The 26,597-nt window shown below is 43.4% G+C and carries 18 protein-coding genes; 12 read left to right on the forward strand and 6 right to left on the reverse strand.

Annotated elements, in window-relative coordinates; genetic code table 11:
• Window positions 1-5 precede the first annotated feature (5 nt).
• Together EAH55_RS09805 and EAH55_RS09810 are read left to right on the forward strand one after the other, a co-directional pair.
• Complete coding sequence (locus tag EAH55_RS09805; protein WP_162996805.1) at window positions 6-2,312, forward strand: glycoside hydrolase family 3 N-terminal domain-containing protein; 2,307 nt, start codon at window positions 6-8, stop codon at window positions 2,310-2,312.
• Window positions 2,313-2,481: 169 nt separating this feature from the next.
• Window positions 2,482-4,629, forward strand: a complete 2,148-nt coding sequence (locus EAH55_RS09810; protein ID WP_162996806.1) for a GH92 family glycosyl hydrolase — start codon at window positions 2,482-2,484, stop codon at window positions 4,627-4,629.
• Between the two features lie 138 nt (window positions 4,630-4,767).
• Here EAH55_RS09810 and EAH55_RS31245 read toward each other — a convergent pair whose 3' ends face one another.
• From EAH55_RS31245 to EAH55_RS09825, 3 genes are all read right to left on the reverse strand, one after another.
• Complete coding sequence (locus EAH55_RS31245; RefSeq protein WP_121809462.1) at window positions 4,768-5,736, reverse strand: SRPBCC domain-containing protein; 969 nt, start codon at window positions 5,734-5,736, stop codon at window positions 4,768-4,770.
• Entirely contained in the window at window positions 5,733-6,053 is a 321-nt protein-coding gene (locus EAH55_RS09820) for an ArsR/SmtB family transcription factor (protein WP_091217982.1), read from the reverse strand. Before EAH55_RS09820 ends, EAH55_RS31245 begins: the two co-directional genes overlap by 4 nt.
• Window positions 6,054-6,497: 444 nt before the next feature.
• Complete coding sequence (locus EAH55_RS09825) at window positions 6,498-8,741, reverse strand: sodium-translocating pyrophosphatase (RefSeq protein WP_121809463.1); 2,244 nt, start codon at window positions 8,739-8,741, stop codon at window positions 6,498-6,500.
• A 158-nt stretch (window positions 8,742-8,899) separates the two neighbouring features.
• Between EAH55_RS09825 and EAH55_RS09830 the strand changes: the two genes are divergently transcribed.
• The 4 genes from EAH55_RS09830 to EAH55_RS09845 all read left to right on the forward strand — a co-directional run bounded on the left by EAH55_RS09830 (window position 8,900) and on the right by EAH55_RS09845 (window position 12,704).
• Window positions 8,900-10,366, forward strand: coding sequence for an APC family permease (locus EAH55_RS09830; RefSeq protein WP_121809464.1), 1,467 nt, complete (start codon window positions 8,900-8,902; stop codon window positions 10,364-10,366).
• Complete coding sequence (gene dacB, locus EAH55_RS09835; protein ID WP_121809465.1) at window positions 10,344-11,750, forward strand: D-alanyl-D-alanine carboxypeptidase/D-alanyl-D-alanine endopeptidase; 1,407 nt, start codon at window positions 10,344-10,346, stop codon at window positions 11,748-11,750. The genes EAH55_RS09830 and dacB overlap by 23 nt, the downstream gene beginning before the upstream one ends.
• Window positions 11,751-11,824: 74 nt before the next feature.
• Window positions 11,825-12,280, forward strand: a complete 456-nt coding sequence (locus tag EAH55_RS09840; RefSeq protein ID WP_121809466.1) for a hypothetical protein — start codon at window positions 11,825-11,827, stop codon at window positions 12,278-12,280.
• 25 nt (window positions 12,281-12,305) lie between these two features.
• Window positions 12,306-12,704: a hypothetical protein gene (locus EAH55_RS09845; protein ID WP_121809467.1), complete on the forward strand. Its 399-nt coding sequence runs from the start codon at window positions 12,306-12,308 to the stop codon at window positions 12,702-12,704.
• A gap of 308 nt (window positions 12,705-13,012) precedes the next feature.
• Here EAH55_RS09845 and EAH55_RS09850 read toward each other — a convergent pair whose 3' ends face one another.
• The 3 genes from EAH55_RS09850 to EAH55_RS09860 form a co-directional block, all read right to left on the reverse strand.
• The gene (locus EAH55_RS09850; RefSeq protein WP_121809468.1) at window positions 13,013-13,474 is read right to left on the reverse strand and encodes a Rossmann-fold NAD(P)-binding domain-containing protein; all 462 of its coding nucleotides are present in this window, start codon (window positions 13,472-13,474) and stop codon (window positions 13,013-13,015) included.
• 84 nt (window positions 13,475-13,558) lie between these two features.
• A complete protein-coding gene (locus EAH55_RS09855; protein WP_121809469.1) occupies window positions 13,559-14,602 on the reverse strand; it encodes a response regulator in 1,044 nt (347 codons plus the stop codon).
• The gene (locus tag EAH55_RS09860; protein WP_121809470.1) at window positions 14,602-15,786 is read right to left on the reverse strand and encodes a PAS domain-containing sensor histidine kinase; all 1,185 of its coding nucleotides are present in this window, start codon (window positions 15,784-15,786) and stop codon (window positions 14,602-14,604) included. Before EAH55_RS09860 ends, EAH55_RS09855 begins: the two co-directional genes overlap by 1 nt.
• Before the next feature lie 186 nt (window positions 15,787-15,972).
• Between EAH55_RS09860 and EAH55_RS09865 the strand changes: the two genes are divergently transcribed.
• The 6 genes from EAH55_RS09865 (at window position 15,973) to EAH55_RS09890 (ending at window position 26,506) form a co-directional block, all read left to right on the forward strand.
• Window positions 15,973-17,214: a YdcF family protein gene (locus EAH55_RS09865; RefSeq protein ID WP_121809471.1), complete on the forward strand. Its 1,242-nt coding sequence runs from the start codon at window positions 15,973-15,975 to the stop codon at window positions 17,212-17,214.
• A gap of 72 nt (window positions 17,215-17,286) precedes the next feature.
• Window positions 17,287-18,165, forward strand: coding sequence for a hypothetical protein (locus EAH55_RS09870; RefSeq protein WP_121809472.1), 879 nt, complete (start codon window positions 17,287-17,289; stop codon window positions 18,163-18,165).
• A gap of 377 nt (window positions 18,166-18,542) precedes the next feature.
• Window positions 18,543-21,824 (forward strand): SusC/RagA family TonB-linked outer membrane protein, encoded by a 3,282-nt coding sequence (locus tag EAH55_RS09875; protein ID WP_121809473.1) that lies wholly within the window; start codon window positions 18,543-18,545, stop codon window positions 21,822-21,824.
• Between the two features lie 22 nt (window positions 21,825-21,846).
• On the forward strand, window positions 21,847-23,379 hold the full coding sequence (locus EAH55_RS09880) for a RagB/SusD family nutrient uptake outer membrane protein (protein WP_244228145.1): 1,533 nt from the start codon (window positions 21,847-21,849) through the stop codon (window positions 23,377-23,379).
• A gap of 56 nt (window positions 23,380-23,435) precedes the next feature.
• Window positions 23,436-25,514, forward strand: a complete 2,079-nt coding sequence (locus EAH55_RS09885) for a glycoside hydrolase domain-containing protein (RefSeq protein WP_121809475.1) — start codon at window positions 23,436-23,438, stop codon at window positions 25,512-25,514.
• Window positions 25,515-25,651: 137 nt separating this feature from the next.
• Entirely contained in the window at window positions 25,652-26,506 is an 855-nt protein-coding gene (locus EAH55_RS09890) for a glycerophosphodiester phosphodiesterase family protein (RefSeq protein ID WP_121809476.1), read from the forward strand.
• The last annotated feature ends 91 nt before the right edge of the window (window positions 26,507-26,597 follow it).

Raw genomic sequence — 26,597 nt, forward strand, 5'->3', positions numbered from 1 at the left:
CACCTATGCAAAAGAAATTATTCTTGCTTGCCGTGTTCGCTTTTGTAATTAACGTTGCAGGGGCACAGGTTTATAAAGATCCTAAAGCGCCTTTAACCGATCGGGTGAAGGACTTGCTGGGCCGCATGACTTTGGAGGAAAAGGTTGGGCAGATGAGTATGAACTCGTTAAAAGGCTCTATGCAAAACCCAATTGCGTACGGCGTTTGTGAAAGCCCGTTTACCAATATCAATGATATAGCATCGCTTTCAATTGCTGCCAAAAAATACGCGAAGGAAAAAACAAGACTTGGGATCCCGCCCATCCAAATAGGAGAATGCTTGCACGGACAATTGGCGGCAGGTGCTACTATTTTTCCGCAGGCAATAGCACAAGGCAGTACCTGGAACCCGGCGTTGATAGAAAAAATGGGTTCGGTAATCGCTTATGAAGCTTCCTCATCGGGAGTTGACCAGGCGCTTTCGCCACTGTTTGATTTGATTCGCGACCCACGTTACGGCCGTAACGAAGAATGTTACGCCGAAGATCCTTACCTCGTGAGCAAAATGGGTACTTCCTTTGTAATAGGGATGCAAGGCGACACTTCACAAACCATAAACGATATAGGCAAAGATAAGGTGATGTGTACAGCCAAACATTTCGCGGCTTACAGCATCCCTGTGGCTGGCATTAACCTGGCCCCGGCATCAGTAGGGGAACGCGAATTAAGGTCGATGTTTTTACCTCCTTTTAAAGATGCCGTGCAAAAGGCAAATATCTATGCCATAATGCCTGCCTACAACGAGATTGACGGCGTGCCTGCGCATGCCAATCATTTCCTGCTGCAAACTATCTTAAAGCAGGAGTGGGGTTTTGAGGGTTATGTGTTTTCGGATTATGAAGGGCTCAAACATCTGTACACCTTTCATCATATCGCTAAAGATGCTGAAGGTGCCGCGCCCATAGGCCTGAGTGCAGGGGTTGATCTGGAAGCACCAAGCTCAGATGTTTATGGCAAGCTGATTGCTTTGGTGAACGAGGGTAAAGTAAAAGAAGCACAGATTGATAGTGCTGTTGCCCGCATCCTCACGATAAAGTTTAAAGCAGGTTTGTTTGAAAAGGCGTTACCTAATACTTCGGCATTAAAAAAGCGGGTGCATACGCCAGATCATGTGGCATTATCACAGCAAATAGCCGAAGAGTCAATCATCCTGCTTAAAAATGATAAACAGCTCTTGCCGCTTCATATAAATAACCTGAAATCTTTGGCTGTGATTGGCCCCAATGCCAACCAGGTTCAGTACGGCGACTACAGCTCCACCCGAGATAGCCGATCGGGCACAACCGCGCTTAATGGTATTAAGCAATTGGTTGGCAGCAAGGTAAAGATCAACTATGCAAAGGGCTGTGCGCTTTCCGGCTCCGATAAAAGCGGTTTTGCTGATGCTATTACCGCCGCAAAAAATAGCGATGCTGTGGTAGTAGTTTTAGGTACAACAAGCGTTGTGTTTTCTGGCGTAGGGTGGAATGGCCATGCACCCGAAAGCGAGCCTAAAGATCCTTTCACTTGCGGTGAGGGCTATGACGTTACCGATATTAACCCTGATGGCGTACAGCGTGAACTGCTACAGGCCGTTTATAAAACCGGTAAGCCCGTGATATTGGTACTGGTACATGGTCGCCCACAAAGCATCAAATGGGAAAAGGAAAATGTCCCAGCCATTGTGGAAGCATGGTATCCCGGCGAGCGGGGCGGCAATGCTATAGCCAATGTCCTGTTTGGTAAGGTAAATCCATCGGGAAGGCTAACTGTATCAATTCCACAATCAACCGGACACATCCCGGTATTTTATAATCATGTAGCATCCAATAAAGGTTTTTACCATAATCCGGGTTCACCCGAAAAACCGGGGCAGGACTATGTTTTTTCGTCGCCCGATGTATTGTTCCCTTTTGGTTATGGGTTGAGTTATACCTCTTTTAAATACAGTAATATGCAGGTTTCGGCTGCATCATTCACTAAAAATGAAGCTATCACCGTTTCTGTAGATGTAACCAATACCGGCAGCGTGGCAGGTAAAGAAGTAGTGCAGATGTATCTCGGCAATAAAGTAAATTCAGTAACAACGCCGGTGATGGCCCTCAAAGGTTTTGATAAGATTAGCCTTAAACCCGGCGAAACCCGGACAGTAGAGTTTAAGGTAAAACCTGAGGATATTTCCATCTGGAATAACAATATGAAACAAATGACTGAACCCGGTACATTTGATGTAATGATAGCCCGTTCGGCCGAGGATGTGGTGCTCAAAAAAACAATCGAGTACAAGGAATAAGTGTATGAAAAAGTTGATTGTCGTTGTTCTAATATTATCGGTTGCATCTGTCGGGGCAGTGCCAAAGGCGTTCAAAAATGGGTGTCATGCTGAGCTTGTCGAAGCATGGTGGGCAAGGCCTCTGCGCGCGACCCTTCGACAAGCTCAGGGAGACAAGCCCTTGCTCGCGATGTCATTTTTTCATCAAAAGCCTCCGGATTCGCTGATTAAATATGTAAACACGTTCATTGGCACATCTGCAACCGGGCATACCTTTCCGGGGGCTACGGTGCCATTTGGTATGATACAGCTTAGTCCTGAAACCGGTAACTTCGGCTGGAACTATTGTTCAGGTTATCGCTACGAGGATACCGTGATCACGGGCTTTGCACATACGCACCTGAGTGGTACGGGAGGGGTTGATTTAGGCGACGTACTGTTTTTCCCATTTCAAGGCAAAGATCCGCAAAAGTTTCAAAGCAGGTTTTCTCATCAGCAAGAAAAAGCTTCTCCAGGCTACTACGAGGTAGTTTTAAGCGACAACAACATCAGAGCTCAGCTAACAGCTTCCGTGCATACCGGTTTGCATAGGTATACTTTTAATAAAACCGGTAAAGCCCACCTGCTTGTTGATATGCAAAGCGGACTGGTAGAAAGTGCCGAGCAGCTGGCGGAGCATGTATCTGAAGGAGAGATTACTATCGACAGTAAAACTGCTATAAGCGGCTATGCCTTTTCGAGCCAGTGGGTTGATAAGCAGGTGTATTTTGCCGCTATTTTTAACCGTCCGTTTACCGGTCACCATTTTATCGATGGAGAAAACAAACGCCGTTTGGTGCTTGATTTCGATCTGAAACCTGGCGAAGCTGTAGAAGCTAAAGTTGGCATTTCGGGCGTGAGTATTGCCGGGGCTCGTAAAAACCTGCTGGCCGAAACGCAAAATAAAACATTTGAGCAGGTTAGAACCGAGGCGAGTCAAGCCTGGGAACGAAATTTTGGCAAGCTTAAAGCTCAGGGCAGCGAAAATGAGAAAATCGCCTTTTATACCAGTCTGTACCATGCACTTATCCAACCCAATAATATTGCCGATGTTGATGGGCAGTATCGTGGAGCCGATAGCCTGATGCACCGCTCTGCCGATAAAGTGTTTTATTCCACCTTCTCGCTTTGGGATACTTACAGGGCAGCCCATCCATTGTATACCATTATTTGCCCGGACAAGGATGGACAAATGGCTGAGAGCATGTTACAGCACAATGCTGTTGCAGGCATGCTGCCCATCTGGACGCTGTGGGGCAAGGAAAGTTACGCTATGATTGGTAACCATGCAGTGCCTGTAATTGTAGATGCCGCCCTGAAAGGTATTAAAGGCTTTGACAAGCAAAAGGCCTTTAAGGCTATTAAAAACACACTCACGCATAACAAAAACCCCAAATACGATTGGAGCCTGTATATGCGTTACGGTTACCTGCCATCGGATACTGTAAAACGTGAAGCCGTTTCCCGTACTTTGGAAGCCACTTATGACGATTGGTGTGCAGCTCAACTGGCCAAAGCGCTAAATAAACAAAGCGACTATAATTATTTCATTAAACGGTCGCGGTTTTATAATAACCTGTTTGATAAAAGTACCCGGTTGATGCGCGGCCGCAACTCAAACGGCGAATGGGTAAATCCCTTTGCCAACCTTGATAGTGGTCAACTGGCCGTAGGGGGCGACTATACCGAAGGCAACGCCTGGCAATACACCTGGCAGGTGCAGCATGATATTCCGGGCCTAATCAAATTGATGGGTGGCAAAAAGGCGTTTTTGGGTAAGCTGGATTCGTTGTTTTTGATGGATTCGAAAGTGTTTGGAAAAGGTTCAACACTTGATGTAACCGGGCTGATAGGGCAATATGCCCACGGGAACGAGCCTAATCATCATGTAGCTTATTTATATACGCTTGCCGGTAACCCAGCCAGAACGCAGGAACTGGTAAGGCAAATTGCCGATCAATTTTATATAAACAAACCCGATGGCCTTTCGGGCAACGATGATTGCGGTCAGATGTCGGCCTGGTATATTTTTACGGCGATGGGTTTTTACCCGGTAAATCCCGCTGATGGTCGTTATGTTTTTGGCGCGCCACTGCTTGATAAAGTGAGTATTGCTTTGACGGGTGGTAAAAGCTTTGTGATAGAGGCCAGGGGATTATCGAAGGAGAATAAGTATGTGCAAAGTATCAGCTTAAATGGTAAGCCTTACAGTAAGGAATATATAACACATCAGGATATTATGAAAGGCGGGAAACTGGTATTTTTGATGGGAAGCAAGGCGAAGGAGCCGGTGTATTAAAAAAATGTCTGAACCGGAATTTATTGAATTAAGTAATTAATCGAATTTTATTCTGTCGAAGATGTAGGACGACCATTAAATTCTGCCCATTCAAAGAATTCAACAAATTCCGGTTCAGACATTCTGATTCAGACAGTCTTACTCCTTTGTCTGATAATTCAGCATCCAGTTAATACCATACTTATCCGTAAGCTCTGCGAAGTACGCTCCAAAGAACATATCCCGCAACGGCATGCTTACCTTTCCTCCGGCCGAAAGTTCATTGAACAGGCGTTCTGTTTCCTCTCGGCTTTCAGGCTCGACGTTGATGTGCATGTTGTTACCTGTATGCATTTTAAAACCCATGCTTTCCGGAGCATCGGTTGCCATTAATACATGCCCGCCCATAATAGTAAGCTCCGCATGTATGATCAGCTTTTTATCGGCTTCGTTCATCTGAACCTCGGGAGGCAGCTCTATATCACTAAAACGGGTAAGCTTTTTGCCGGTAAATTCGCCTCTAAAAACCTCTTTGTAAAATATGAAAGCTTCTTCGGTATTGCCCGGAAAGTTTAGATAAGTGGTGACCCTTGCGGCGGTGCTTGTTTTGAGTTCTTTCCTGATCTTGAAAGCGGTGCTCAGGTAATGATCCAGGTTGCTTAAGCCGGCGGTGAAACCTTCCTGGAAGCCCATGCCAACAATAGTTTGCATATCCTCCACTTTATCAAAATAGATATCGATGTTAACGGTGGTATGTTCACCTTCGTCGGTGAAATTCTTCTCCCAGTTCATGATAGGGAAGTTGGTGTTTGTTTCGCCATTTTCGTCACAAAATGAAACCGCGTTGGTTATTTTTTCAGGAACTACAATAGTTTTGAATGCTTCCTTACACCATGTTGGATGCTCCGTATGTTCGGGGCCAACCATCTGGTATAGCCAGTATCCCCCTTCCCTGAAATCCATAGTTTTGGTTTCGGCACGATAGGGTTTAGGTGCCCACCATTGGTCAAGAATCTCGCTTTCTGTCCATGCCTGCCATACTAAGTTAATCGGTGCGTCAAAAGTCCTAATTACATTTAGCTTTTTGTTTTGCAGGTCTTTGGTAAATACGGCTTCGTTTTTTGTCATGACTGTTTGTTTTTTAGGTTTTGTAATACATTATCTAATTGGCTAAAACGGGTTTCCCACAGGGCGCGGAACTGATCCATCCAAACATCCACTTCTTTCATTTTTTGAGCGTTAAAATGATAATAGATTTCGCGGCCGGTTTGTTTTTGACTAACCAGCTGGCATTCGCTAAGGATCTGGATATGTTTGGATACAGCTTGCCTGCTGCTCTGAAAATGTTCGGCAATGGCATTGGGCGTCATGGCCTGTAAGGCCAGCAGACTGATAATAGCGCGGCGGGTAGGATCGGCAATCGCCTGGAATACATCTCTTCTCATAAAAACTCTTTTTGCAACCGTTTGATTGCAAATATATATGCAATTAATCGGTTGCGGAAATTTATTTGAAAAAAAATGTCTGAACCTGGATTTATGGGATTTTCAGGATGGGCAGGATTTTAGCATTCCGAAAATTTAGCTAAGTATTCAAATGAGTTGAAGACTTACGAAGTTTTTAAAACTTCGTAAGTCTGGTGTTTAATTTGCTGAATTTTTAGGACAGGGCCTGATTCACATAATTATGGTGTTACCTTCGGCCCGGGCTTTCCGCTCATACTGCACAGGCATTAACCACAGGCCGGTATCCGCTGCAATCCCTAACACGAAATATAGAATGTAAGATCAGTAAATCCAATAATCCGGCAAATTCCATAAATCGCGGTTCAGACAATAACAAAAAAGCCGCCCTCAACAGGCGGCTTTTCTCATTAGATATAAAAACTATTAAACACTTTTCTCTGCTTTAACAACCATATGAATGCTCATAGGTTGTTTATTCATCTCCTTTTGAACCCTGGCAGCGGTTGCAGTTTGATGGCTGTTGAGGTGAGGTGCGATAACCAATGAAACAATCGACATTAACTTGATCAAAATGTTCATTGATGGGCCAGAAGTATCTTTAAACGGATCACCCACAGTATCACCGGTTACTGATGCTTTATGCGGTTCGGATTTTTTGTAAAAGATCTCGCCGTTAATATCGCAGCCTTTCTCAAATGATTTTTTAGCGTTATCCCACGCGCCGCCCGCGTTGCTTTGAAAAATACCCATCAGTACGCCAGATACCGTAACGCCCGCAAGCAGGCCGCCCAATACTTCGGGGCCAAATGCAAAGCCGATAATAACAGGAGTGATCAGGGCTATTAAACCCGGCGCCACCATTTCGCGGATAGAAGCTTTGGTTGATATGGCTACGCATTTCTCATACTCGGGTTTAGCTTTATATTCCATAATGCCTGGTATCTCGCGGAATTGACGCCTAACTTCTTCTACCATAGCCATAGCCGCACGGCCTACCGCCGAAATACACAGGGCCGAAAAGATAAAAGGGATCATCCCGCCAACAAATAAGCCAGCCAATACATCTGCTTTGTAAATATCAATATGCTCAATGCCTGCAACACCCACAAAGGCAGCGAATAGCGCCAGTGAAGTTAATGCTGCCGAAGCAATAGCGAAGCCCTTGCCTGTAGCAGCTGTAGTATTGCCCACAGCATCCAGGTTATCGGTGCGGTGACGAACTTCTTCGGGCAGACGGCTCATTTCAGCTATACCTCCGGCATTATCTGCAATTGGTCCAAATGCGTCAATAGCCAGTTGCATAGCAGTGGTAGCCATCATGCCTGCAGCTGCAATAGCAACACCGTATAAACCGGCAAAATAGTACGAGCCATAAATACCTGATGCCAAAACAAGAATAGGCAGCACGGTTGATTCCATGCCTACTGATAAGCCACCGATGATATTTGTAGCGTGCCCGGTTGAAGATTGCCTGATAATGCTTAGCACCGGGCGTTTCCCCATAGCCGTATAATACTCGGTAATAATAGACATTAAGGTACCCACTACAAGACCAACCACAATTGCGCCAAAAACACCATTTTTAGTGAAAGGTATCACTGTTGCTTTTACAACGCCGTTAACTTCATCACGTACCATATGAAATTCGCCGGATGGTAGCATCCATTGCACTACAAAATAAGTAGCGATAGCAGTTAGCACAATAGATGCCCAGTTGCCTATATTCAACGCGTTTTGCACGCTGTCTGTTTCTGATTTGATTTTCACCATAGCGGCACCAACAATTGAGAATATCAGACCAAGGCCTGCAATTACCATCGGTAATAAAACCGGTGCTATCCCTCCAAAATTATCGTGAGATACAATTTCGCGGCCCAATACCATGGTAGCAAGCATGGTAGCCACATAAGAGCCAAAAAGGTCGGCACCCATACCGGCAACGTCGCCCACGTTATCACCCACGTTATCTGCAATTGTAGCTGGATTACGAACATCATCCTCAGGGATACCAGCTTCAACCTTACCTACAAGGTCGGCACCTACGTCGGCCGCTTTGGTATATATGCCGCCGCCAACACGTGCAAACAGCGCTATAGATTCTGCACCTAACGAAAAGCCGGCTAAAACATCAAGCGCTTTTGCCATGGCCTCGCCGTTAACCGTACTGCCTGTTACCTTAACTACATAAACCTGGTAAAAAACAATAAACAGTGACCCTAAACCAATGATAGCCAAACCGGCAACACCAAGGCCCATTACTGTTCCGCCGGTAAATGATACTTTTAACGCTTGCGCCAGGCTGGTACGGGCAGCTTGTGTAGTTCGTACGTTAGCTTTTGTAGCAATACGCATCCCCAGGTAACCGGCAAATGCCGATAAAAACGCGCCAATCACAAATGATATGGCTATAACCGGGCTTGATGTAGCAACTGTTGTACCTGACCATGCCAGTAAAATACCGGCAACGGCAACAAAGCCTCCAAGTATTTTCCACTCGGCACGTAAAAAGGCCATAGCACCATCTGCAATGTAACCGGCCAGTGTAGCCATGTCGCCGTCGCCGGCGTTTTGTTTGGTAACCCAGGCGGCTTTAATTGCCATAACAAGGATCCCGATAAGTCCAAAAACAGGAATTAAATAAATTAAGTAATTGTTCAGAAAATCCATATCACAAATTTGGTTTAGTAAGTAGGCACTGTGTTGGTTTTTACACAGTGTGTAAATAATAATTGGTATTGCAAAATAGTAATTTTATTTATTTACAATAGTGATCCTTAATATTAAAGTTTTTGAATAGTTTAGAGATTTAAACTCTAAAATTATATATGGCGAAAAACTCATCGCAACCCAAAATGAAACATGAGCTTAGCCTGCTGGATGGTACCATGCTGGTATCAGGCTCCATGATAGGCTCAGGTATTTTTATTGTTAGTGCAGATATTACCCGTAACGTAGGCTCAGCCGGTTGGCTTATAGCCATTTGGATAATCACCGGATTCATGACGCTCACTGCCGCCCTGAGTTATGGAGAACTGAGCGGTATGTTTCCTAAAGCAGGAGGCCAATATGTTTATTTAAAAGAGGCCTACAATAAGCTGATCGCTTTTTTATATGGATGGAGTTTTTTCGCGGTGATCCAAACCGGTACCATTGCCGCGGTAGGGGTGGCCTTTAGTAAATTTACCGCATATTTGATCCCAGCTTTTAGTGAGGATAATATATTATGGAAATGGCAAATCGGGGCAACATCAACCGGCGATCCGAAATTTTTTACCATAAGTGCCGCGCAGGTGGTATCTATTATACTGATCATTATTTTAACTTATGTAAATACCCGGGGTGTGAAGGGTGGTAAGGTGATTCAAACCGTGTTCACCTTAACAAAGTTGATTAGTCTTTTCGGTCTGATAGTTTTTGGATTATTCGCTTTCAAGGCAGATATATGGCATGCCAACTGGACAAATGCCTGGGATTTACATAACCTGAATAAAGACGGCAGTATTACTACACTCACAACAGGTACTGCCCTTGGCGCTATCGCAGCGGCCATGGTGGGTTCAATCTTTAGCAGCGATGCCTGGAACAGCGTAACCTTTGTTGCCGGCGAAATGAAAAATCCAAAACGCGATGTTGCTTTAAGCATGATGTGGGGTACTATCATTGTAACCTTTATTTATGTAATGGCTAACGTAGTTTATACAGGTGTACTATCATTACACGAAATTACTGTCGCCGATAAGGACAGGGTGGCTGTGGCGGCTTCGCACGTTATTTTTGGTAATATCGGTACTTATGTAATTGCGGTAATGATCATGATATCAACGTTTGGTTGCAACAACGGTTTGATCCTTTCAGGAGCAAGGGTATATTACACTATGGCTAAAGACAGATTGTTTTTTAAGCAAACCGGTAACCTCAATAAATTCGGCGTGCCGCAGTTTGGTTTGTGGATCCAGTGCGTGGTTGCTTCGTTATTGTGCCTTAGCGGTAGATATGGCGATTTGCTTGATATGATCTCATTTGTAGTAGTAGTATTTTACGTGTTAACCATATTGGGCATATTTATTTTACGTGCTAAGCTGCCCAATGCCGAGCGCCCTTATAAAGCTATTGGTTATCCAATTTTGCCCGCCCTTTATATTATTATGGGCGTAGCGTTTTGTATATTGTTGTTTGCCTACAAACGGGATTTCGCTTTGTATGGCCTTGTAATTGTATTGATAGGGATTCCGCTATATTATATTTCGAAGCGGAACGTTAAGAATGAGGATGAAACGGTTACTGTTAGTTAGTTTTTTATTTATAGGAGGATCTGTTGCGGGACAAACGCTTCAGCAAAAAATATCAAATGCATTTGGGCGTTTGCAGGCCGATAGTCAATGCAGTTATGCTTCGCTATCGTTAACTGTACTTGATGCCAAAACCGGCGAACAGGTGTTTGCCGGCAATCCAAATATGGGCCTGGCTACGGCTTCAACGTTAAAAACTATTACCAGTATTACGGCCTTTAACGTTTTAGGTCCGGATTTTCAGTATCAAACGCAATTGGGTTATACCGGCGATATTGGTGCCGATGGTACCCTGAACGGCGATATCATCATAAAAGGTGCCGGCGACCCAACCCTGGGCAGCTGGCGCTATGAGCAAACTAAAGAGGGGCACGTATTGACCTTAATGGCTGATGCTTTGCGAAAGGCGGGCATTAAAAAGATTACCGGCCGAATTATTGGTGATGACAGTATTTTCGGAACACAATCTATCCCCGAAGGATGGATCTGGCAGGATATAGGCAATTATTATGGAGCAGGTACCTCCGGTCTTTGCTGGCGCGAAAACCAGTTTGATATTAAGTTGCGTACGGGTGTTGTTGGTAACCCGGTTGGTGTGTCCCGTACTGTTCCGCTAATGCCTTATCTCTCATTTAAAAGCGAATTGCTCAATGGCTCATCGGGCTCGGGAGATAACGCTTACGCGTTTTTACCGGTTGGTAGCAAAGTAATGTACCTGCGTGGCAGCTATGCCGTTGATCAGGAAAAGAAAAGTATTTCTGCAGCCCTGCCCGATGCCGCTTATGATGCTGCTTTACGCCTTAATGATACGCTCAGGAGCTTAGGTATTATCATTAGCAATGAGCCGGAATCGGCGGCGACATTAAGCGCTAAGAATCTGCCATTACCAGTTATCAGTAAAAATCTGGCGACTATATCTTCACCTGCTTTAAGCAAAATAGTTTACTGGCTTAACCAGAAAAGTATAAACCTGTATGCCGAGCAATTGCTCAAAACCATAGCCTGGAAACAGGGCCGAAAACCTACAACTGCCAATGGCGTTGACGAGGTGCAAAAGTTTTGGGCAGCAAGGGGGATAGATACGCGGAGTTTAAATATTTATGATGGCAGCGGTCTTTCGCCCGGCGATAGGGTAACTACTCTTACGCTGGCCCGGATCCTGCAATCGGCTAAAAAAGAAAGCTGGTTTGCTGATTTTTATACCAGTTTACCAGTCTATAACGATATGAAAATGAAAAGCGGAAGCATCAACAATGTGTTATGCTACGCAGGCTATCAAACCAAAAATGGGCGAGAGCTTTGCTTTTCTATCATGGTCAACAACTTCAGCGGATCGAGCCGGGGGATAAAGGAAAAAATGTTCAGGGTGTTGGATGAGTTGAAGTAGGGGATTGGGCTGGTTGACGGAATAATTTTCATGATTTGACGTTATAGACTTAGCTTAATCCTATAAACCTCATCATGAAAATCTTAACCTTAGCTCCCCATAAACCTATAACCTATGCTCCCGGATTGATTAGTCTGGTTTTATTCCCCGTGCTCTGTGTGTTTTTCTTTCACCAGCATAAAGTGTTTACACAGCGAAACTGTATTGATTTGGTGATGTTTGATCCTTCATGGCCAAGGTTTACACCTGCAGAATATAAGGTTAGCTTTCTGCCCAATAGAAGTTATGTCGATGTTAACATCAATGGGAACCCGGTAAGTGACAGGTCGTTGCTTGATTTTGCCCGTATGGAAATCCGTACCATGCTTAAGACCAGAAATACTACTCTTGGCGTACGCTTTCATTTTGGCAATAAATCGCAATATTGGACATATGTAAACGCCCTTGATATTTGTTATACTGAAAAGGCAAGTACATGGATGGCTTATCAGGATTATATTTACGTTGTATATGTAAAACCCCGATATTAGTATACGTTTAAGAGCCTATAAACCAATGAAAAAACTTAATGCCTTTTTATTACTTGCGATAGCATCATTTGTAGCCTGCAAAAGCAAAACTAACTCAAATGACGATGTTCAATCTATCAAGTTTAAGTTTACTGAGCTTGGCCGTGAAACCCAGTTTAGGATCACCTGCGATAAGTTTGATTATTACTTCCCCGAAGGGAAAGAAAAACATTTTGATAAGAAGCCTGGTATCGACAGTGTAATGCAGTTATTAACCGGAATGAAAATGGTGAATGACGGTACCGAGCCGGATGTAAGGGGAAAAATCTACATCACACATGCTGCTAAGACTGTAGACACCGTATGTGTTGGCGTTAAAGCCCTTAGTTATAAAGGTACAACCTACGAAACCCCACAGCAATTGTTGGTGTTGATACAGAAGTAAGCCTGTTTGTTTTTTTATTGAAACGCATATGCTTTATAACTCTTCATTTACAATTCCCCGTAGGGGATACCTATTTGTAGTAAAATAGGAACAACAATCCTTTGCCTCATAGAGGCTACCCTTATAATGTCGATTATAAACTTCATTAATAGGGTAGCACCCACGGCGCAAAAAGACCTTTTGGAATGAGATTCTATAAATAGGTAGCACCTAATGGTGCATATCAAGAAATATACTACGTACTTTTTTTAGATACGGTAAAATGGCAACTTTAGAAATATAGGTTGGAGGGAATTTTCGAAAGATGACTATACAGTTTCCTTTACCTCATCCTCAATTACAGCTCTGCACCCTTTAGCACAAACACAAGCTTTGCCTACACATTTATTTAACTGCCACAAATCCAGGCAACGGATGGTTTGATTGGAAATCTCTTGTAATTCGTCATCGCCACTCTGGATATGTTGTGGTGAGGTTAAGGGAATATTGGCCAGTTTAATGCCAAATTGCGCTGCGGCTGCTTTATTAATATGGTTTGTCTCGGAAGATCGGGTAACAATGTATTTAATACCTGCTGTCGCCAGCTTCTCCATAACATCAGCAGATACTTCATCATCAACAGTTATGATAGCTGCCGTTTTCCCCTCCGCAAATATGGCGGTATCTGTTGTGAGATTGTTTGATATCAGCGTAATCTCATGCTTTTTATGGTTGGCTATCGCCAAAAATTCTTTTTCGAAGGGCTTGATATTGTAGGCTATCGCTTTCATCCTTAATTTACTTAACCAAAGGCAAAGCTACCCTTAAGCCATCGTTGCAAGAATGAGCAATATCAGCTAAAAAAGTGATGAAGGTCAGTTTTTCATTTTGCCGAGCCGTTCGGGTGAGAGTACCGTGATGTGACTGCCTTTTTTATCAATGAGGTTTTCATCTTTAAAATCGGTAAGGGTACGGCTTACAGTTTCTGTCGCGACGCCGGCCATGGCCGCAAGGTCCTCGCGTGAAACTTTGAAATCACCTCCCTGTTGTTTATACAATCGCATCAGGGTATCGGCCATTCTTTTCCGTACCGAGTTATAGGCCAGCTGCAAAAGCTGTTCTTCCCTGTCGCGGATATGATTGGAGAGTAACTTGATAAATTCACGTGCTACGTCCGGATATAAATTAAGCAGGTTATCCAACTGTTCTTTAGGAATCAGACAGAGCAGGCTATCCTCCATCGCCGTGGCGGTATCGGTATATGCCTCGTTGGAGAGCATGGCATTTACACCCAGGTACTCTTCGGCCGAGTGGATGCCTGTCATCAGTTCGCGGCCATCGTCGGCCAGTTTAACGGTTTTAACCCTGCCTTTCAATATCAGGTATAAGCCAGTCCCTTTATCGCCATCATAATAAATAACCTGGTCTTTTTTAAACAGGCGCGCCTTACGTTCGGCAATAATGCGTTTTAGTTCGGCGAGACCGGTGTTTTTTGATACGATAGAACTTAAATTATCAAGCGATTGGCTATAAAAGTTTTGCTGGGCAGTTTTTTTTCGGATTCTGCTTTCAATAGCGCTTAGTAGTTCCATATCATCAAAGGGCTTGGTCAGGTAATCATCCGCGCCCATTTCCATGCCCTTGCGCTGGTCAATGCGTTCGGCTTTCGCGGTTAAAAATATAAAGGGGATGGTGGCCGTTTCCGGGTTTTTGTTCAGCATGTATAAAACGCCATAGCCATCAAGCTCGGGCATCATAATATCGCACAAAATAACATCGGGTAGGTTTTTTATGGCAAGGTCCACACCGGTTTTGCCATTGTCCGCTTCAAAAACAGTGTAACCGGCCAATTCCAGTATTTCTACTACATTTTCGCGGATGTCGGTATTATCTTCTATGATCAGGATCTTTTGGCTCATTATGCGGGGAATGAAATGGTGAATGAAGTGCCTTCGTTTACATTGCTTTCAAAATCAACCCTACCGTTCATGAGCGCGGCATACCGGGCAACAATGTTTAGTCCTAAACCAGTGCCGGGGATATTACCGGTATTGTGCGCCCTGAAAAATGCTTCGAATAAATGTTTCTGATCGCTCTCCGGTATCCCTATGCCGTTGTCTTTGATAGTTACGGAACAACCTGATTCATTTATTTCGGTGTTAAACTCAATAAAGCTGTTTTCGCCCGAATATTTGATGGCGTTGGTAATAAGGTTGATAATGCAGTTTTTAAGCAGGTTGGTATCAAGCTGTACCATGCTGGTGGTACCGGTATGTTGGTAAAGGATATTTTGATTCTGCTTAGCCATGAGCTGCATTTCTTCAGTTATTTCCTCGGCCAGCTTAACGATATCAAAAGAAGTGTATGATGGTTCAACACGGCCGGCTTCCAGTTTTTCGAGCGAAAGAAAATCATTCAGGATAGTGGTAAGGTTACCAACGGCGTTCTTGATCTTATTCACATGTTTGCCTATTTGCGGACTATGCAGCGGCTCGGCATATTTATCAATAAGTGAAGCCGACAGCTGCACAGCACTCAGGGGGGTGCGAAACTCATGCGAGGCCATGGATACAAAGCGGCTCTTCAGTTGTCCCAGTTCTTTCTCTTTTTCGAGGGACTGACTGACCTCTTCTTTTGCTTTTTGCAGTTCACGGACAGATTGCTTTAATGATAAGGTGCGTTCTTCAACTACATCCTCTAAGTGAGCGGCGTACTCTTTCAGTTTGTCCTCGGCTTCCTTTTCGCGGCTCAGGTCATGGATAAAGCCTGCATATATTTTACGACCTGAAAAATTCACGTCGCTAACGCCAAGCCTGAACGGGAATTGCGAGCCATCTTTCCGTAATCCCGTTACTTCACGACCTATACCTATAATGTGCGCCCTGCCGGTAGTTTGATAACGGTCAATATAATGATCATGCTCCTGCTTGTAAGGCTGGGGCATTAATATGGATACGTTTTTGCCAACAACCTCACTGGGTTCGTACTGAAAAAGTTTACATGCCGAAGGGTTGATGGTTTCGATATTCCCCCGTTCATCAATGGTGATAATACCATCAATAGCGTTTTCAATAATGGCTTTCAGTAAGGCGGCATTTTCCATGAGGGATATTCGGTATAATTATCAGCTTTTGCAAATATCAAAATTGACATGGATTATTTTATCCCAAAGATTGCATATCTTAATTTAAATCAAAATTAGGCCTGTTTTGTAAGAGGAAAGTTACCGGTAGTTAACCTTGAGTTTATCTGCTTGGGCGTTATTTGCGCCTTGTTAAAAAACAGCTCAATGAAAAAACTCCTGCTATTAGCAATGCTTGGTTTAGGCGGTTTAAGCGCTTCCGCACAAGCCCCGGCTTCTGTTAAAAATACCCCGACAGATTACGTAAAGACAAAAAACTACGGCCTGCTTACTTTTTTTGAACAGGATGCCGAAGTAAGCGCTTTACTCAAGAATGATCCGGAACTGGCTCAGCTTTTACAAAAGAAGCTAAGCGCCCTTAATGCTTCACTTACCGATTGTAAAGATGCCTCATGCCTTACAGCAGCCGTAAAACTGACCGATGATGATATCAAAACGGTGAGCGAGCGCCTTACTGCTTTGTATAAAACAGGCAATGCTCTTGATAAGCTGGTTAAATCAAAACTAATTCCATCTGGCTTTTATAGTTTGTATAAAAAATTATCCCCTGAGCAGCTGCTTGTAAAAGCATGGGAGCAGGATGCAGGTAGTATTAACTACACAATAGCTGTTTATGCCGAAGGTAAAAAGCCTAACTATCCGCAAATAGATTCCATTAGCTATAATGTTAGATCGAGGGCATATTATACGCTGATGTATGATGCCTCTGCTACTTTGATAGGCGACATTAAAGGAACCAAATTGTTTTTTGAACCGGCTATGCAGGCTGCTTTACTTTATTTGCAGATTAACGAAAGGCAGGATCCTGCTAATTACGAGCCGATGGAGCTGAATGCCAATAAAGCCGCGGTAACCAGTGTTAAAACCATTAAGTGGGCCGATTATCCATATTCAAACATCCTTGTGCCGGGTGCTGGGCCTGATAATTTAACATCGCCGCTGAGCGGGGAGGGGATGCTGCGCTGCAGGCTGGCGGTACAGGAATATAAGGCTGGCAAGGCACCTTTTATTATTGTATCGGGTGGTAAGGTGCACCCTTATAAAACAAAATATAACGAGGCCGAAGAAATGAAGGTTTACCTGATGAAAGCGCTTCATATGCCGGAAAACGTGATCATCATTGAACCGCATGCTCGCCATACAACTACCAACATGCGTAACAGCGCAAGGTTGCTTTATAAGTATGGTATCCCTGCCGATAAGCCGGGGATTGTAGTAACCGATAAATCACAAACTGATTTTATCATGACTATGGATGCCCGCTGCCAAAAGGAACTCAACTATGTGCCTTATAAACTGGCTAAACGTAACTCTGAAACCGAAGTAGAATATTACCCGGTTGAAGAAGCGAAACAAATTGATCCGGACGAACCACTTGACCCTCGTTAAGAAGCTGAAAGCAGAATGCGAAAAGCTTAAAGCGGCTGTGAGATCATTAATGTAATTACATCATTTAAACACATGCAAAAACTTACTCTAACTATAATAGCTGCTGTTTTAGGTATCGGCAGTATCACCACCGGGACAATTGATCAAAAACTTGATCGCGCCATCACCGTCGATTCGTTGGGCGCCTGCCAGGGCATCTCTTACCAAAACGGTCGTATATTTTTATATGGCGACAGGGAAGTAGGGATGATCCGCGAGTTTAAGCTGGATCACGATAGCCTGATGTATCAGCATAAAGAATATAAGCTAACCCAAAGCGGGCAGGATGTTATTAACCATCCCACAGGTATTGCTTACAATAATGATAAAGGGCCAACTTTTATAGGTAATTCTATCAGGCTAAACGCTGCCGGAAGTCAATGGCGCGCTGTAATTTATAACGTAAACTGGAAAGGCTTGCTTAAAACAGGTACGCTTGATGGTAACCTGATCAACACCATTGAGGACGACGCCTGTATACAAGGCACTCGGCCGGAGTATGTTAAATATAATAATAAGTGGTATGTAGCCACTGCCGATTATGGTGATCACGGCAACGAAGTACGTTTATACGACCCGGAAAAACTGGCTAAAGCCAAAAGCACCAAGGAGCCCGGCGTACTTTACAAAAAGTTTACATGCACACCGTGGGTACAAAACTTGTTTTGGAAGGCTGATAAAGGCGTTCTGGTGCTTATTCAGAATAAGCTTGAAGGGAGGCAGTGGCGGTTTACTTACGTTGATCTTAAAAAGTCGATTGAGACGGGTAAGCAGGTGGTGCTTAGGCAGGTTGATGGCATAGACAGGGGCGACGAGTTGGAAGGTTTTTCATTGCTTGGCGGCGATGTTAAGGGGATAGCCGTTACTTCATCAAGAAAAAATAACGTGAATTTTACCACTACTTCATGGTAGTGTTTAAGACTTTACTAAAGTAAAAATGCCTGCAAAAAGGCAGGTATTTTTTATTGTTTGTTAATATAAACTTAACACTAAGGTATCCTTTGGTTAAGATAACTGGTTTAGCTTTGCTGCAATTATTACAATATTAATAACTATTTATTAATATTGTTTAATATTAACGCAATAATAATTATGAAACTATTAATTATTTGCTCACTTCTTTAAAAAAGCCGCCTATGTAACATTAACTTCAACTTAACATCGAGCTCGGCGATAAAACTAAGAACCGGTGAATGCGCTAACACTCACCTGGTCCGGGAAAATTGTCAAATAACTCAAAAGCGATCCAAGGCTTTAAGTCATTTCTTTCAACAATCAATTTTAAAAGTATGAATAAAAAGATTAATCCAAATCTTTTGAGCAGGTTTTTTTTAATTCCTGTATTATTTTTACTGGTTTTGCTAAAACCTTTTATCTCAAACGCTTCGGCAAAGAATATAGTATTTAATGCCGCAAAGCCAATTACCGGTACAGTTACCGACGAAACTAATCTTCCATTACCAGGCGTATCTGTTAGGATTAAAGGTTCTGACAAGGGTACTGCAACTAACACAAACGGTAAATACACCATTTCGGCCGAAGAAGGCGCCGTGTTGGTATTCAATTTTATTGGTTACGATCAGCAGGAAGTAACTGTTGGCAATTCATCAACCATTAACGTTAAGATGAAGCCAAAGGCAAACATGCTAAACGAGGTTGTAGCCATCGGTTACCAAACTATCCGTAAAAGCGACGTTACCGGTGCTATTGCCAGCATAAAACCGGGTGATCTTAATCTTTCGGCTCCTTCATTAGGCCAGGCCCTTGCAGGTAAAGTAGCAGGTGTGCAAATATCACAAACCAGTGGTGCGCCTTACACAAGCACCAAGATCAGGGTAAGAGGTGTTGGTTCGTTAAATGCCAGCTCTGATCCTTTATATGTAATTGATGGCTATCCTGCGGGCAATGATATTTTCATTAACCCTGATGATATCGAAAGCATCGACATTTTGAAAGATGCTGCATCTGCTGCCATTTACGGTTCCCGTGCTTCTGGTGGTGTAGTATTGATCACTACCAAAAAAGGCAAGGAAGGCAAAGGCCGTTTTGAATATGATGTACAAACCGGTGTTGACCAGCTTGCGCACAAAGTGAAATTGTTAGATGCCGATCAGGCTGCTTTATTGGTTATTGATGGCCGTAACAACGCTTATCATGATCTTTGGATAAACAGCGGTCACACTTGGAACGACGCCATGTACTCTGATAACAATGCAACCCGTGTTGCCAATGTTGGTAATACTGGTAGTGTGAGTATCCCGGATGGTTTATACAATTTTGCAACACAAAGCCCTATTAAGCAAACTGTAAATACCGACTGGCAGGACGAATTATATCGTAACGCTATTTTCCAGAAACATACCCTTTCATTCTCTGGTGGCGCAGCTAATAATGTGCGTTATTATGTTAGCGGTTCTTACCAAAACAACCCTGGTATTATCGTATCATCAGGTCAGCAGCGTTATAACTTCCGTTCAAATGTTGAGGGCGATGTAAGCAAACGTATCCACATTGGTGCAAACGTATCGTATACTCAAAACACCAACCAGGAAATTCCCGAAGGTCGTTTTGACCACGGTCCGGTGTTGGGCGCTTTGATCTATATGCCATATCTGCCGGCTTATAATGCCGACGGTACACTGGCAACCAATGCTGAAGCTGCCGGTTCAACCCAATATGGTTACCAGGGAATTGAAAACCCGGTTGCCCTTGCAGAGCGTGTTAAAATTAACAGGAAAGGTTACCGCAGCACTTATAATGCTAACGTAACGTATAACATATTACCTGGTTTTAACTTTAAAACTAACCTGGGTACTCAAACTTATACTGAAAAGTACGATTATTATTACCCTACTACATTGAGTAGCGGTGCTTTCCCTCCGGGTTCTCAACAATCAATATTGGCAGCCAACGCTCAGGCTTCAAACTTAACAACGGTTGATAAGCTTGCCGAGTTTACCTTAAACTATAACAAACAAATTGGTAAACACCATTTTGATGCTTTGGCCGGTTATACAGCGCAGCGTACTACTAATGACTATTTTAGTGTTACTGCTAACGGTTTCCAGAATGACAATATCCCCGAAATATCAAACAAAGGAGCTTTGGCGGCTAACTTTAGCTTAAACTCAGCTTACAAAAATGCTTTCACTTTGTTGTCATATCTTGGTCGTGCCAACTATAACTACGCTGGTAAATATTTCTTAACCGCATCTTTCCGTGCCGATGGTTCATCACGTTTCGGACCGGCAAATAAATATGGTTATTTCCCTTCTGTTGCTGCAGGCTGGAACCTTTCTGACGAATCGTTCTACCATAGCTTTCTTGGTGATCAATCAACAGTTAAAATCCGTGCAAGCTGGGGTAAAAGTGGTAACTACAACATTGGTAACTACAACATCCAGCAAACATTGGCAACTCCTACAGGTGTAGTACTTGATGGTAACAGTGCTGTAACAGCTACTTATCCTGGTGGTCTTAAAGACAACACCCTGAAATGGGAAACTACTTCGCAGTATAACTTTGGTACTGATATAGGTTTATTTAACGGCAGGTTGCAGGTTATTGCCAACTATTACCTGAGTTATTCATACAACCTGTTGTACAACCAGCCAATATCGGCTATTTCGGGCAGTACAACCATCCTTACCAACCTGCGCGATTCAAAAATCCGTAACACCGGTTTTGACCTGCAGTTAGACGGTAAGATCATCAACAACAAGGACTTTACTTTTGGTGCAAGCGGTAACATTTCATTAAACCGCAACAAGGTAGTTAAATTGCCTGCACAAAATACAATCATCATTAACGGTGCTGAGCGTTCATACTTAACCAGCATCACAACACAAGGCCAGCCTTTAGGTATGTTTTACGGCTTTAAAGTTGGTGGTATAATTAATGCTTCAAACTTAGGTAAAACAGCACCATCGGCCTCACAAACAAACCCTGCCAAAATTGGTGACCTTTGGTTTGTTGACACCAATAAAGACGGTATTGTTAACGATGCTGATAAAACCGTTATCGGTTCACCATACGCCAAATTCACTTACGGCTTTGCTTTCAACAGTACCTGGAAACGTTTTGATGCAAGTGCTTCTTTTAACGGTTCATATGGTAACCAGATCCTTGACGGACAGGATTATTACTTGTACAATGGTGAAGGTTCAGGCAACCAGTATGCTAACGTTGCACAACGTTACCGTAATGAAGCCGATCCTGGCGACGGTTCATTTTACCGCGCTTCACGTGCCGGTACACAAAGTAACAGTACCCGTTTATCAACCTTTTACCTGCAAAGCGGCTCATACCTGCGTTGTACTAACCTGACTTTAGGTTATACGCTGCCTAATTTCTTACAACAAACTTTAGGCCTGAGCAAAGCACGTGTATTTGCAAGTGTGGTTAACGCGTTTACCATTACCAAGTACAAAGGTTATAACCCTGACGTTGATTACAACTACTCGGGTGCTGCTTCAAACAACACTCAAAACCCTAACCTTGCTCCGGGTATCGATTATGGTACTTATCCACTGGTTAGATCGTACAACTTAGGTGTTAATGTTACTTTTTAATAAATTTTTTAAAGAGATATAGATGATGAATAAGAAATTTATAGCCATGGCCTGCCTTGCTGCAGTTGTGGCGATAGCCCCGTCTTGTAAAAAAGACTTCTTGAATGAAAGCGATCCGAACGCCATATCAGTTGACGCGAGCTATAAAACTCCTAACGATGTTTTGCTTGCCGTAAACGGTATATACCAATCATTGCGCAGCGGCAATAACGTTGGTGAAGGCAGTGACCTTTGGACAGACCAACGCTCGGATGATACCGGTACACAGGATAACCAGTCAAACTCAGGTGAGCCTTTCCAGTTTGGTAACTTTTCTATATTACCAACCAACACTTACCTTAAAAGCCACTGGGTATCGTTGTATACTACAGTTAGCCGTGCAAATTCTGTGTTGTCGCATATTGATCAGGTTCCGTTTCCTGATAACTCAGTAAAACTGAAATATGCTGCTGAAGCTAAATTTTTGCGTGCCTTTATTTATTTCGATCTGGTACGCACCTGGGGCGATGTGCCTTTGGTAACTAAAGCGTTATCATCAGCAGGCGATGTTTCGGCACAAACTTTCCGCGAAAAACAGGCAACTGTTTATCAGCAAATTGTTACCGATTTAACCGATGTGATTGCCAGCCCGCTGCCTAACCTGCAGGCTTCAACCGGTCGTGCTTCAAAAGCTGCTGCCAACTTCCTGTTAGGCCAGGTTTACCTTACCATGGCTACTACACAGGATCAGGCTAACCGTACAGCTAACCTTAACAATGCTAAAACATTTTTAATGAATGCTTACAACATGCGCACTTTCGGCGCGTTGAATGCTGTTCCTTATACCGATGTTTTTGATGTTTCTAAGAAAACAACATGTCCGGAGCTGATCTTCCAGATTGTGAACATTCAAGGCGACTTAAACTATAGCTCATCAATAGCTGCCAATTTCCAGGCTAAAGGCGAAACTATTAACTCGCAGAAAGTGTCGACAGGTGCAGGTTATAACGTTACTCATGATTTGATTAACGAGTATGAAACCGGCGACCCGCGTATGACTTTCTCTGTAAAATACGCAAATGATCCAATTGTAAAAGATTGGTTTGTTACCAAATTCAGAGATGTTAGCACTGCTGCAGGTATTAACGGTTACGGTGGTAACGACTGGATCCTGATGCGTTATGCCGACGTGATCCTTTCATTGGCCGAAGTTAACAACTACCTTGGCGATCAGGCTACTGCTATCAGCTTCCTTGACCAGGTGCGTACCCGGGCAGGTATGCCAACCTATGCGGTATCAATTACTAACAGCGATTATGCTACAAGGTACCCAACGCTTAAGCTTGCTATTTTACACGAGCGCCGTGTTGAGCTTGCATTTGAGCACCACCGCTGGTTTGATTTGCTGCGTACGTTTACCACCGACGAACTGGTTGCTTACTTCCACGCTAAAAAGCAAACCGATTTTGGTTTGGCTTCATTGGCAAACTTTACTACTAAAGATCGTTATTATCCAATTCCGTTTGATGAGTACAAACTTGACCCTGTTAAGATGTACCAAAACCCGGGTTATTAATATTGATGTTACATAGAAAAGGAGGGGCCCAGCCCCTCCTTTTTTTATTTTGCGCCATGAAAAATACGTTCATTATTCTATCTGTATTCTCTTCGTTATTTATCGGTTTTAAGGCTTCATCCCAAACTAAAAAGCCCGCCGAAGCCAGCCCTGCCAGCCAGGTAAATGTTTTTGTAGGCTCCTCCGGCGATCATGGGCAAATGTCGCCTGCCGCTTCGTATCCTTTCAGTATGTTAAGTATAGGGCCTCAAACTTACCCTAACCTGCACATGGGTTACGAGCATAAGGCTAAGTTGTTTTTAGGCTTTACCCACAACCGTTTTGAGGGTGTGGGCTGCCAGGGCAGCGGTGGTAACATCTTAATTAAGCCTTTTTTAGGTGATGATGCAGGCGCTTCTGTTCTTAACAAAGTAACGGAACAAGCCGGACCTGGATTTTACCAGGTAGCTTTCAGTAACCATATCTCAACCAAAATTGCAGTCTATCAAAATGCCGGTGTCGAAAGCTATAGTTTTCCGCAGGGCAAAAAGGGGTTTTTTATCGACTTAAGTCATACGCTTGCCAACCGTTTTGTTGCCGAAGAGCATGAGTTGGGAAACAACGAAATCACCGGCTGGATAGATTCGCGAACAACTTGTAATGTGGGCACTTACCGGGTTTACTATTGTATCAAATTTAACCAGCCTGTAACTTTTGTTCCGGGCGACGCACATAAATTAATAGCGAATGCCAATGCAGATCAGGTGCAGTTAAGTGTAGCTGTTTCTTCGGTTGATATAGCACATGCTAAGGCATCGGTTAAAACCATCGGCTTTGAGCAAATGAAAGTGCAAAGCAGTGAAGGATGGAATAAAATATTAAGTCGCATCAAGGTAAAAGGCAATCCCGAGCGCGAAAAACTTTTTTATTCTATGCTTTACCGCACAGTTCAATCGCCTTATGTGGTTTCGGAAACCGATGGCAGCTTCCGGGCAACTGATGGCAGTTTACAAACTACCAAAGACAGTATTTATAATGGCTGGGCTATTTGGGATAATTACCGTACGCAATTACCGTTGTTGTCCATTTTATATCCCGACAGATACCAATCCATAACTACATCGCTTACCAATCTTTATCGTTTCGGTAAAAAGGATTATGCTACAAAGCATGAGCCCTCAAATACTGTGCGTACTGAACATGCTATTGTTGTATTGCTGGATGCTTACCGCAAAGGTTACAAGGTTGATTTTGCGGGTGTTTTGGATTCGCTGAAATCAGATGTAGATAAGCTTGATTTTTCGCACCCGGACAAGGCTTTGGAATCGAGCTATGATACCTGGGCATTTTCACAGATCCTGGCCATTGCCGGTAAAACTGAGCTTGCTAATCAGTACAAACAAAAAGCACTGGGCTATAAAGAGTTTTGGAACAAGGATTTTAAAGATATCACCAAAAATGATGTCGACCGTGTTTCGGCGCGCGGGCTTTACCAGGGAACCATCTGGCAATACCGTTGGTTTGTTCCGTTTGATATCAAAGGACTGACCGAACTGATAGGCGGTGAAAAGGAATACATTCGTCAGTTAGATCAGTTTTTTGATAACGATTATTATAATCACGCAAACGAACCCGATATCCAGGTACCGTTTATGTACAATGCATCGGCACAACCATGGAAATCACAAGCTGCTGTTCATAAATATGCAGCAGATACCGTAGTGCAATATTATTTTAATGATAATAGCCGTGGTATTGATCCCTTTGTTGATGTTATTTATCAAAATAAGCCGGATACCTATGTGCGCACTATGGATGACGATGCCGGTGCTATGTCGGCATGGTTTGTTTTCGCTGCTACAGGCGTTTCACCTGCTTGCGTAGGTTGGCCGGTTTATTATTTGAATGTGCCGCTGTTTAAGCAGGTGCAATTTACATGGCCAGGCGGCAAAGCTTTCACCATAAATGTGCCTAACTATGTGGAAGGCAGGATATATATCCAGTCGGTCATGTTAAATGGTAAAAAGTTGAACCGTAACTGGCTTACCCATCAGGAAATTATGAGCGGCGGAACGCTGGTGATCACCGCCGCTGATAAACCAAATGAGCAATTTGGTGTGAGCGATCAGTGGGTGTCGGATATTGATATGAAGTAAAAAGATAGAACCTGCCGCCACTCGGCTCCTGCCGAGTGGTAACTACCAAGCGGCCTCTTGCCGTCGTTTAAAAGTTGGGGGGATAGCCACTTGGCCGAAGCCGAGCAGCGACGTTTTAAAATAGAATATAAAATAACATGAAATTAAAACTATTAATACTGGCCTCTGCTATTTCATTATCTGCGGCTGCACAAAACAAAATTCAGGTAACCGCGCACCGCGGCGATTGGCGCAATGCACCCGAAAATTCATTAAGGGCTTTTCAATATGCCGCTCAAATGGGTGTTGATATTGTTGAGCTTGACCTGAAGAAAACCAAAGATGGCGTTGTGGTGATCATGCACGATGGTACCATTGATCGTACAACAAATGGCAAAGGCAAACCTGCCGATTATACTTTTGAAGAGATCAGGAAATTTGGCTTGAGGAATGGCATCGGACGAGTAACTAAAAATCAGATCCCGACACTTAAAGAAGTAATGCTGGCACTTAAGGGTACAGGTGTAAAGGTAAACCTTGATAAAAGCTATGATTACTATCATGAAGCTTTAGCAGTATTGAAAGAAACCGGTACAGTACAACAGGCTATCTTTAAATCGGAAGTGCCTTATGCTGATCTTAAAGCCCGCTACCCAAGCCTTTTAGATAGCATCATTTATATGCCTGTGGTTAATCTGGATAAGCCGGACGCAAAACAAATTATTGTCGATTATCTGAAAAATATGAAGCCTTACGCTTTTGAGTTGAACTTCACCAAAGATACCTCTGCTATTTTGCGTGATAATAAATTCATTACTCAAACAGGTTCAAGAGTGTGGATCAACTCGCTTTGGGCTTCATTGAATGCCGGGCACGATGATGATACCGCTGTGGAAGATGACAATAAAAAAGACAGCTGGGACTGGATCATTGCCCACGGAGCTACCATCATTCAAACAGATCGCCCGCAGTTAATGCTGGAATATCTGCGTAAAAAGCGCCTGCATAAATAAAATAAGAACCGGCTTTAACTTTAAAGCCGGTTTTTTTATGACCTCTGCTTTTATGACCCCGTTTGATATGTAAAAGCTATTAAATTGCCAC

This window comes from Mucilaginibacter kameinonensis, from assembly GCF_003675385.1.
GTDB classification, from domain to species: domain Bacteria; phylum Bacteroidota; class Bacteroidia; order Sphingobacteriales; family Sphingobacteriaceae; genus Mucilaginibacter; species Mucilaginibacter kameinonensis.

Excerpts from the sequence above, each read along its gene's own strand:
- EAH55_RS09805 (WP_162996805.1), top strand. The coding sequence starts at position 6 with ATGCAAAAGAAATTATTCTTGCTTGCCGTGTTCGCTTTTGTAATTAAC.
- EAH55_RS09810 (WP_162996806.1), top strand. The coding sequence starts at position 2,482 with ATGTCATTTTTTCATCAAAAGCCTCCGGATTCGCTGATTAAATATGTA.
- EAH55_RS31245 (WP_121809462.1), bottom strand. The coding sequence starts at position 5,736 with ATGACAAAAAACGAAGCCGTATTTACCAAAGACCTGCAAAACAAAAAG.
- EAH55_RS09820 (WP_091217982.1), bottom strand. The coding sequence starts at position 6,053 with ATGAGAAGAGATGTATTCCAGGCGATTGCCGATCCTACCCGCCGCGCT.
- EAH55_RS09825 (WP_121809463.1), bottom strand. The coding sequence starts at position 8,741 with ATGGATTTTCTGAACAATTACTTAATTTATTTAATTCCTGTTTTTGGA.
- EAH55_RS09830 (WP_121809464.1), top strand. The coding sequence starts at position 8,900 with ATGGCGAAAAACTCATCGCAACCCAAAATGAAACATGAGCTTAGCCTG.
- dacB (WP_121809465.1), top strand. The coding sequence starts at position 10,344 with ATGAAACGGTTACTGTTAGTTAGTTTTTTATTTATAGGAGGATCTGTT.
- EAH55_RS09840 (WP_121809466.1), top strand. The coding sequence starts at position 11,825 with ATGAAAATCTTAACCTTAGCTCCCCATAAACCTATAACCTATGCTCCC.
- EAH55_RS09845 (WP_121809467.1), top strand. The coding sequence starts at position 12,306 with ATGAAAAAACTTAATGCCTTTTTATTACTTGCGATAGCATCATTTGTA.
- EAH55_RS09850 (WP_121809468.1), bottom strand. The coding sequence starts at position 13,474 with ATGAAAGCGATAGCCTACAATATCAAGCCCTTCGAAAAAGAATTTTTG.
- EAH55_RS09855 (WP_121809469.1), bottom strand. The coding sequence starts at position 14,602 with ATGAGCCAAAAGATCCTGATCATAGAAGATAATACCGACATCCGCGAA.
- EAH55_RS09860 (WP_121809470.1), bottom strand. The coding sequence starts at position 15,786 with ATGGAAAATGCCGCCTTACTGAAAGCCATTATTGAAAACGCTATTGAT.
- EAH55_RS09865 (WP_121809471.1), top strand. The coding sequence starts at position 15,973 with ATGAAAAAACTCCTGCTATTAGCAATGCTTGGTTTAGGCGGTTTAAGC.
- EAH55_RS09870 (WP_121809472.1), top strand. The coding sequence starts at position 17,287 with ATGCAAAAACTTACTCTAACTATAATAGCTGCTGTTTTAGGTATCGGC.
- EAH55_RS09875 (WP_121809473.1), top strand. The coding sequence starts at position 18,543 with ATGAATAAAAAGATTAATCCAAATCTTTTGAGCAGGTTTTTTTTAATT.
- EAH55_RS09880 (WP_244228145.1), top strand. The coding sequence starts at position 21,847 with ATGATGAATAAGAAATTTATAGCCATGGCCTGCCTTGCTGCAGTTGTG.
- EAH55_RS09885 (WP_121809475.1), top strand. The coding sequence starts at position 23,436 with ATGAAAAATACGTTCATTATTCTATCTGTATTCTCTTCGTTATTTATC.
- EAH55_RS09890 (WP_121809476.1), top strand. The coding sequence starts at position 25,652 with ATGAAATTAAAACTATTAATACTGGCCTCTGCTATTTCATTATCTGCG.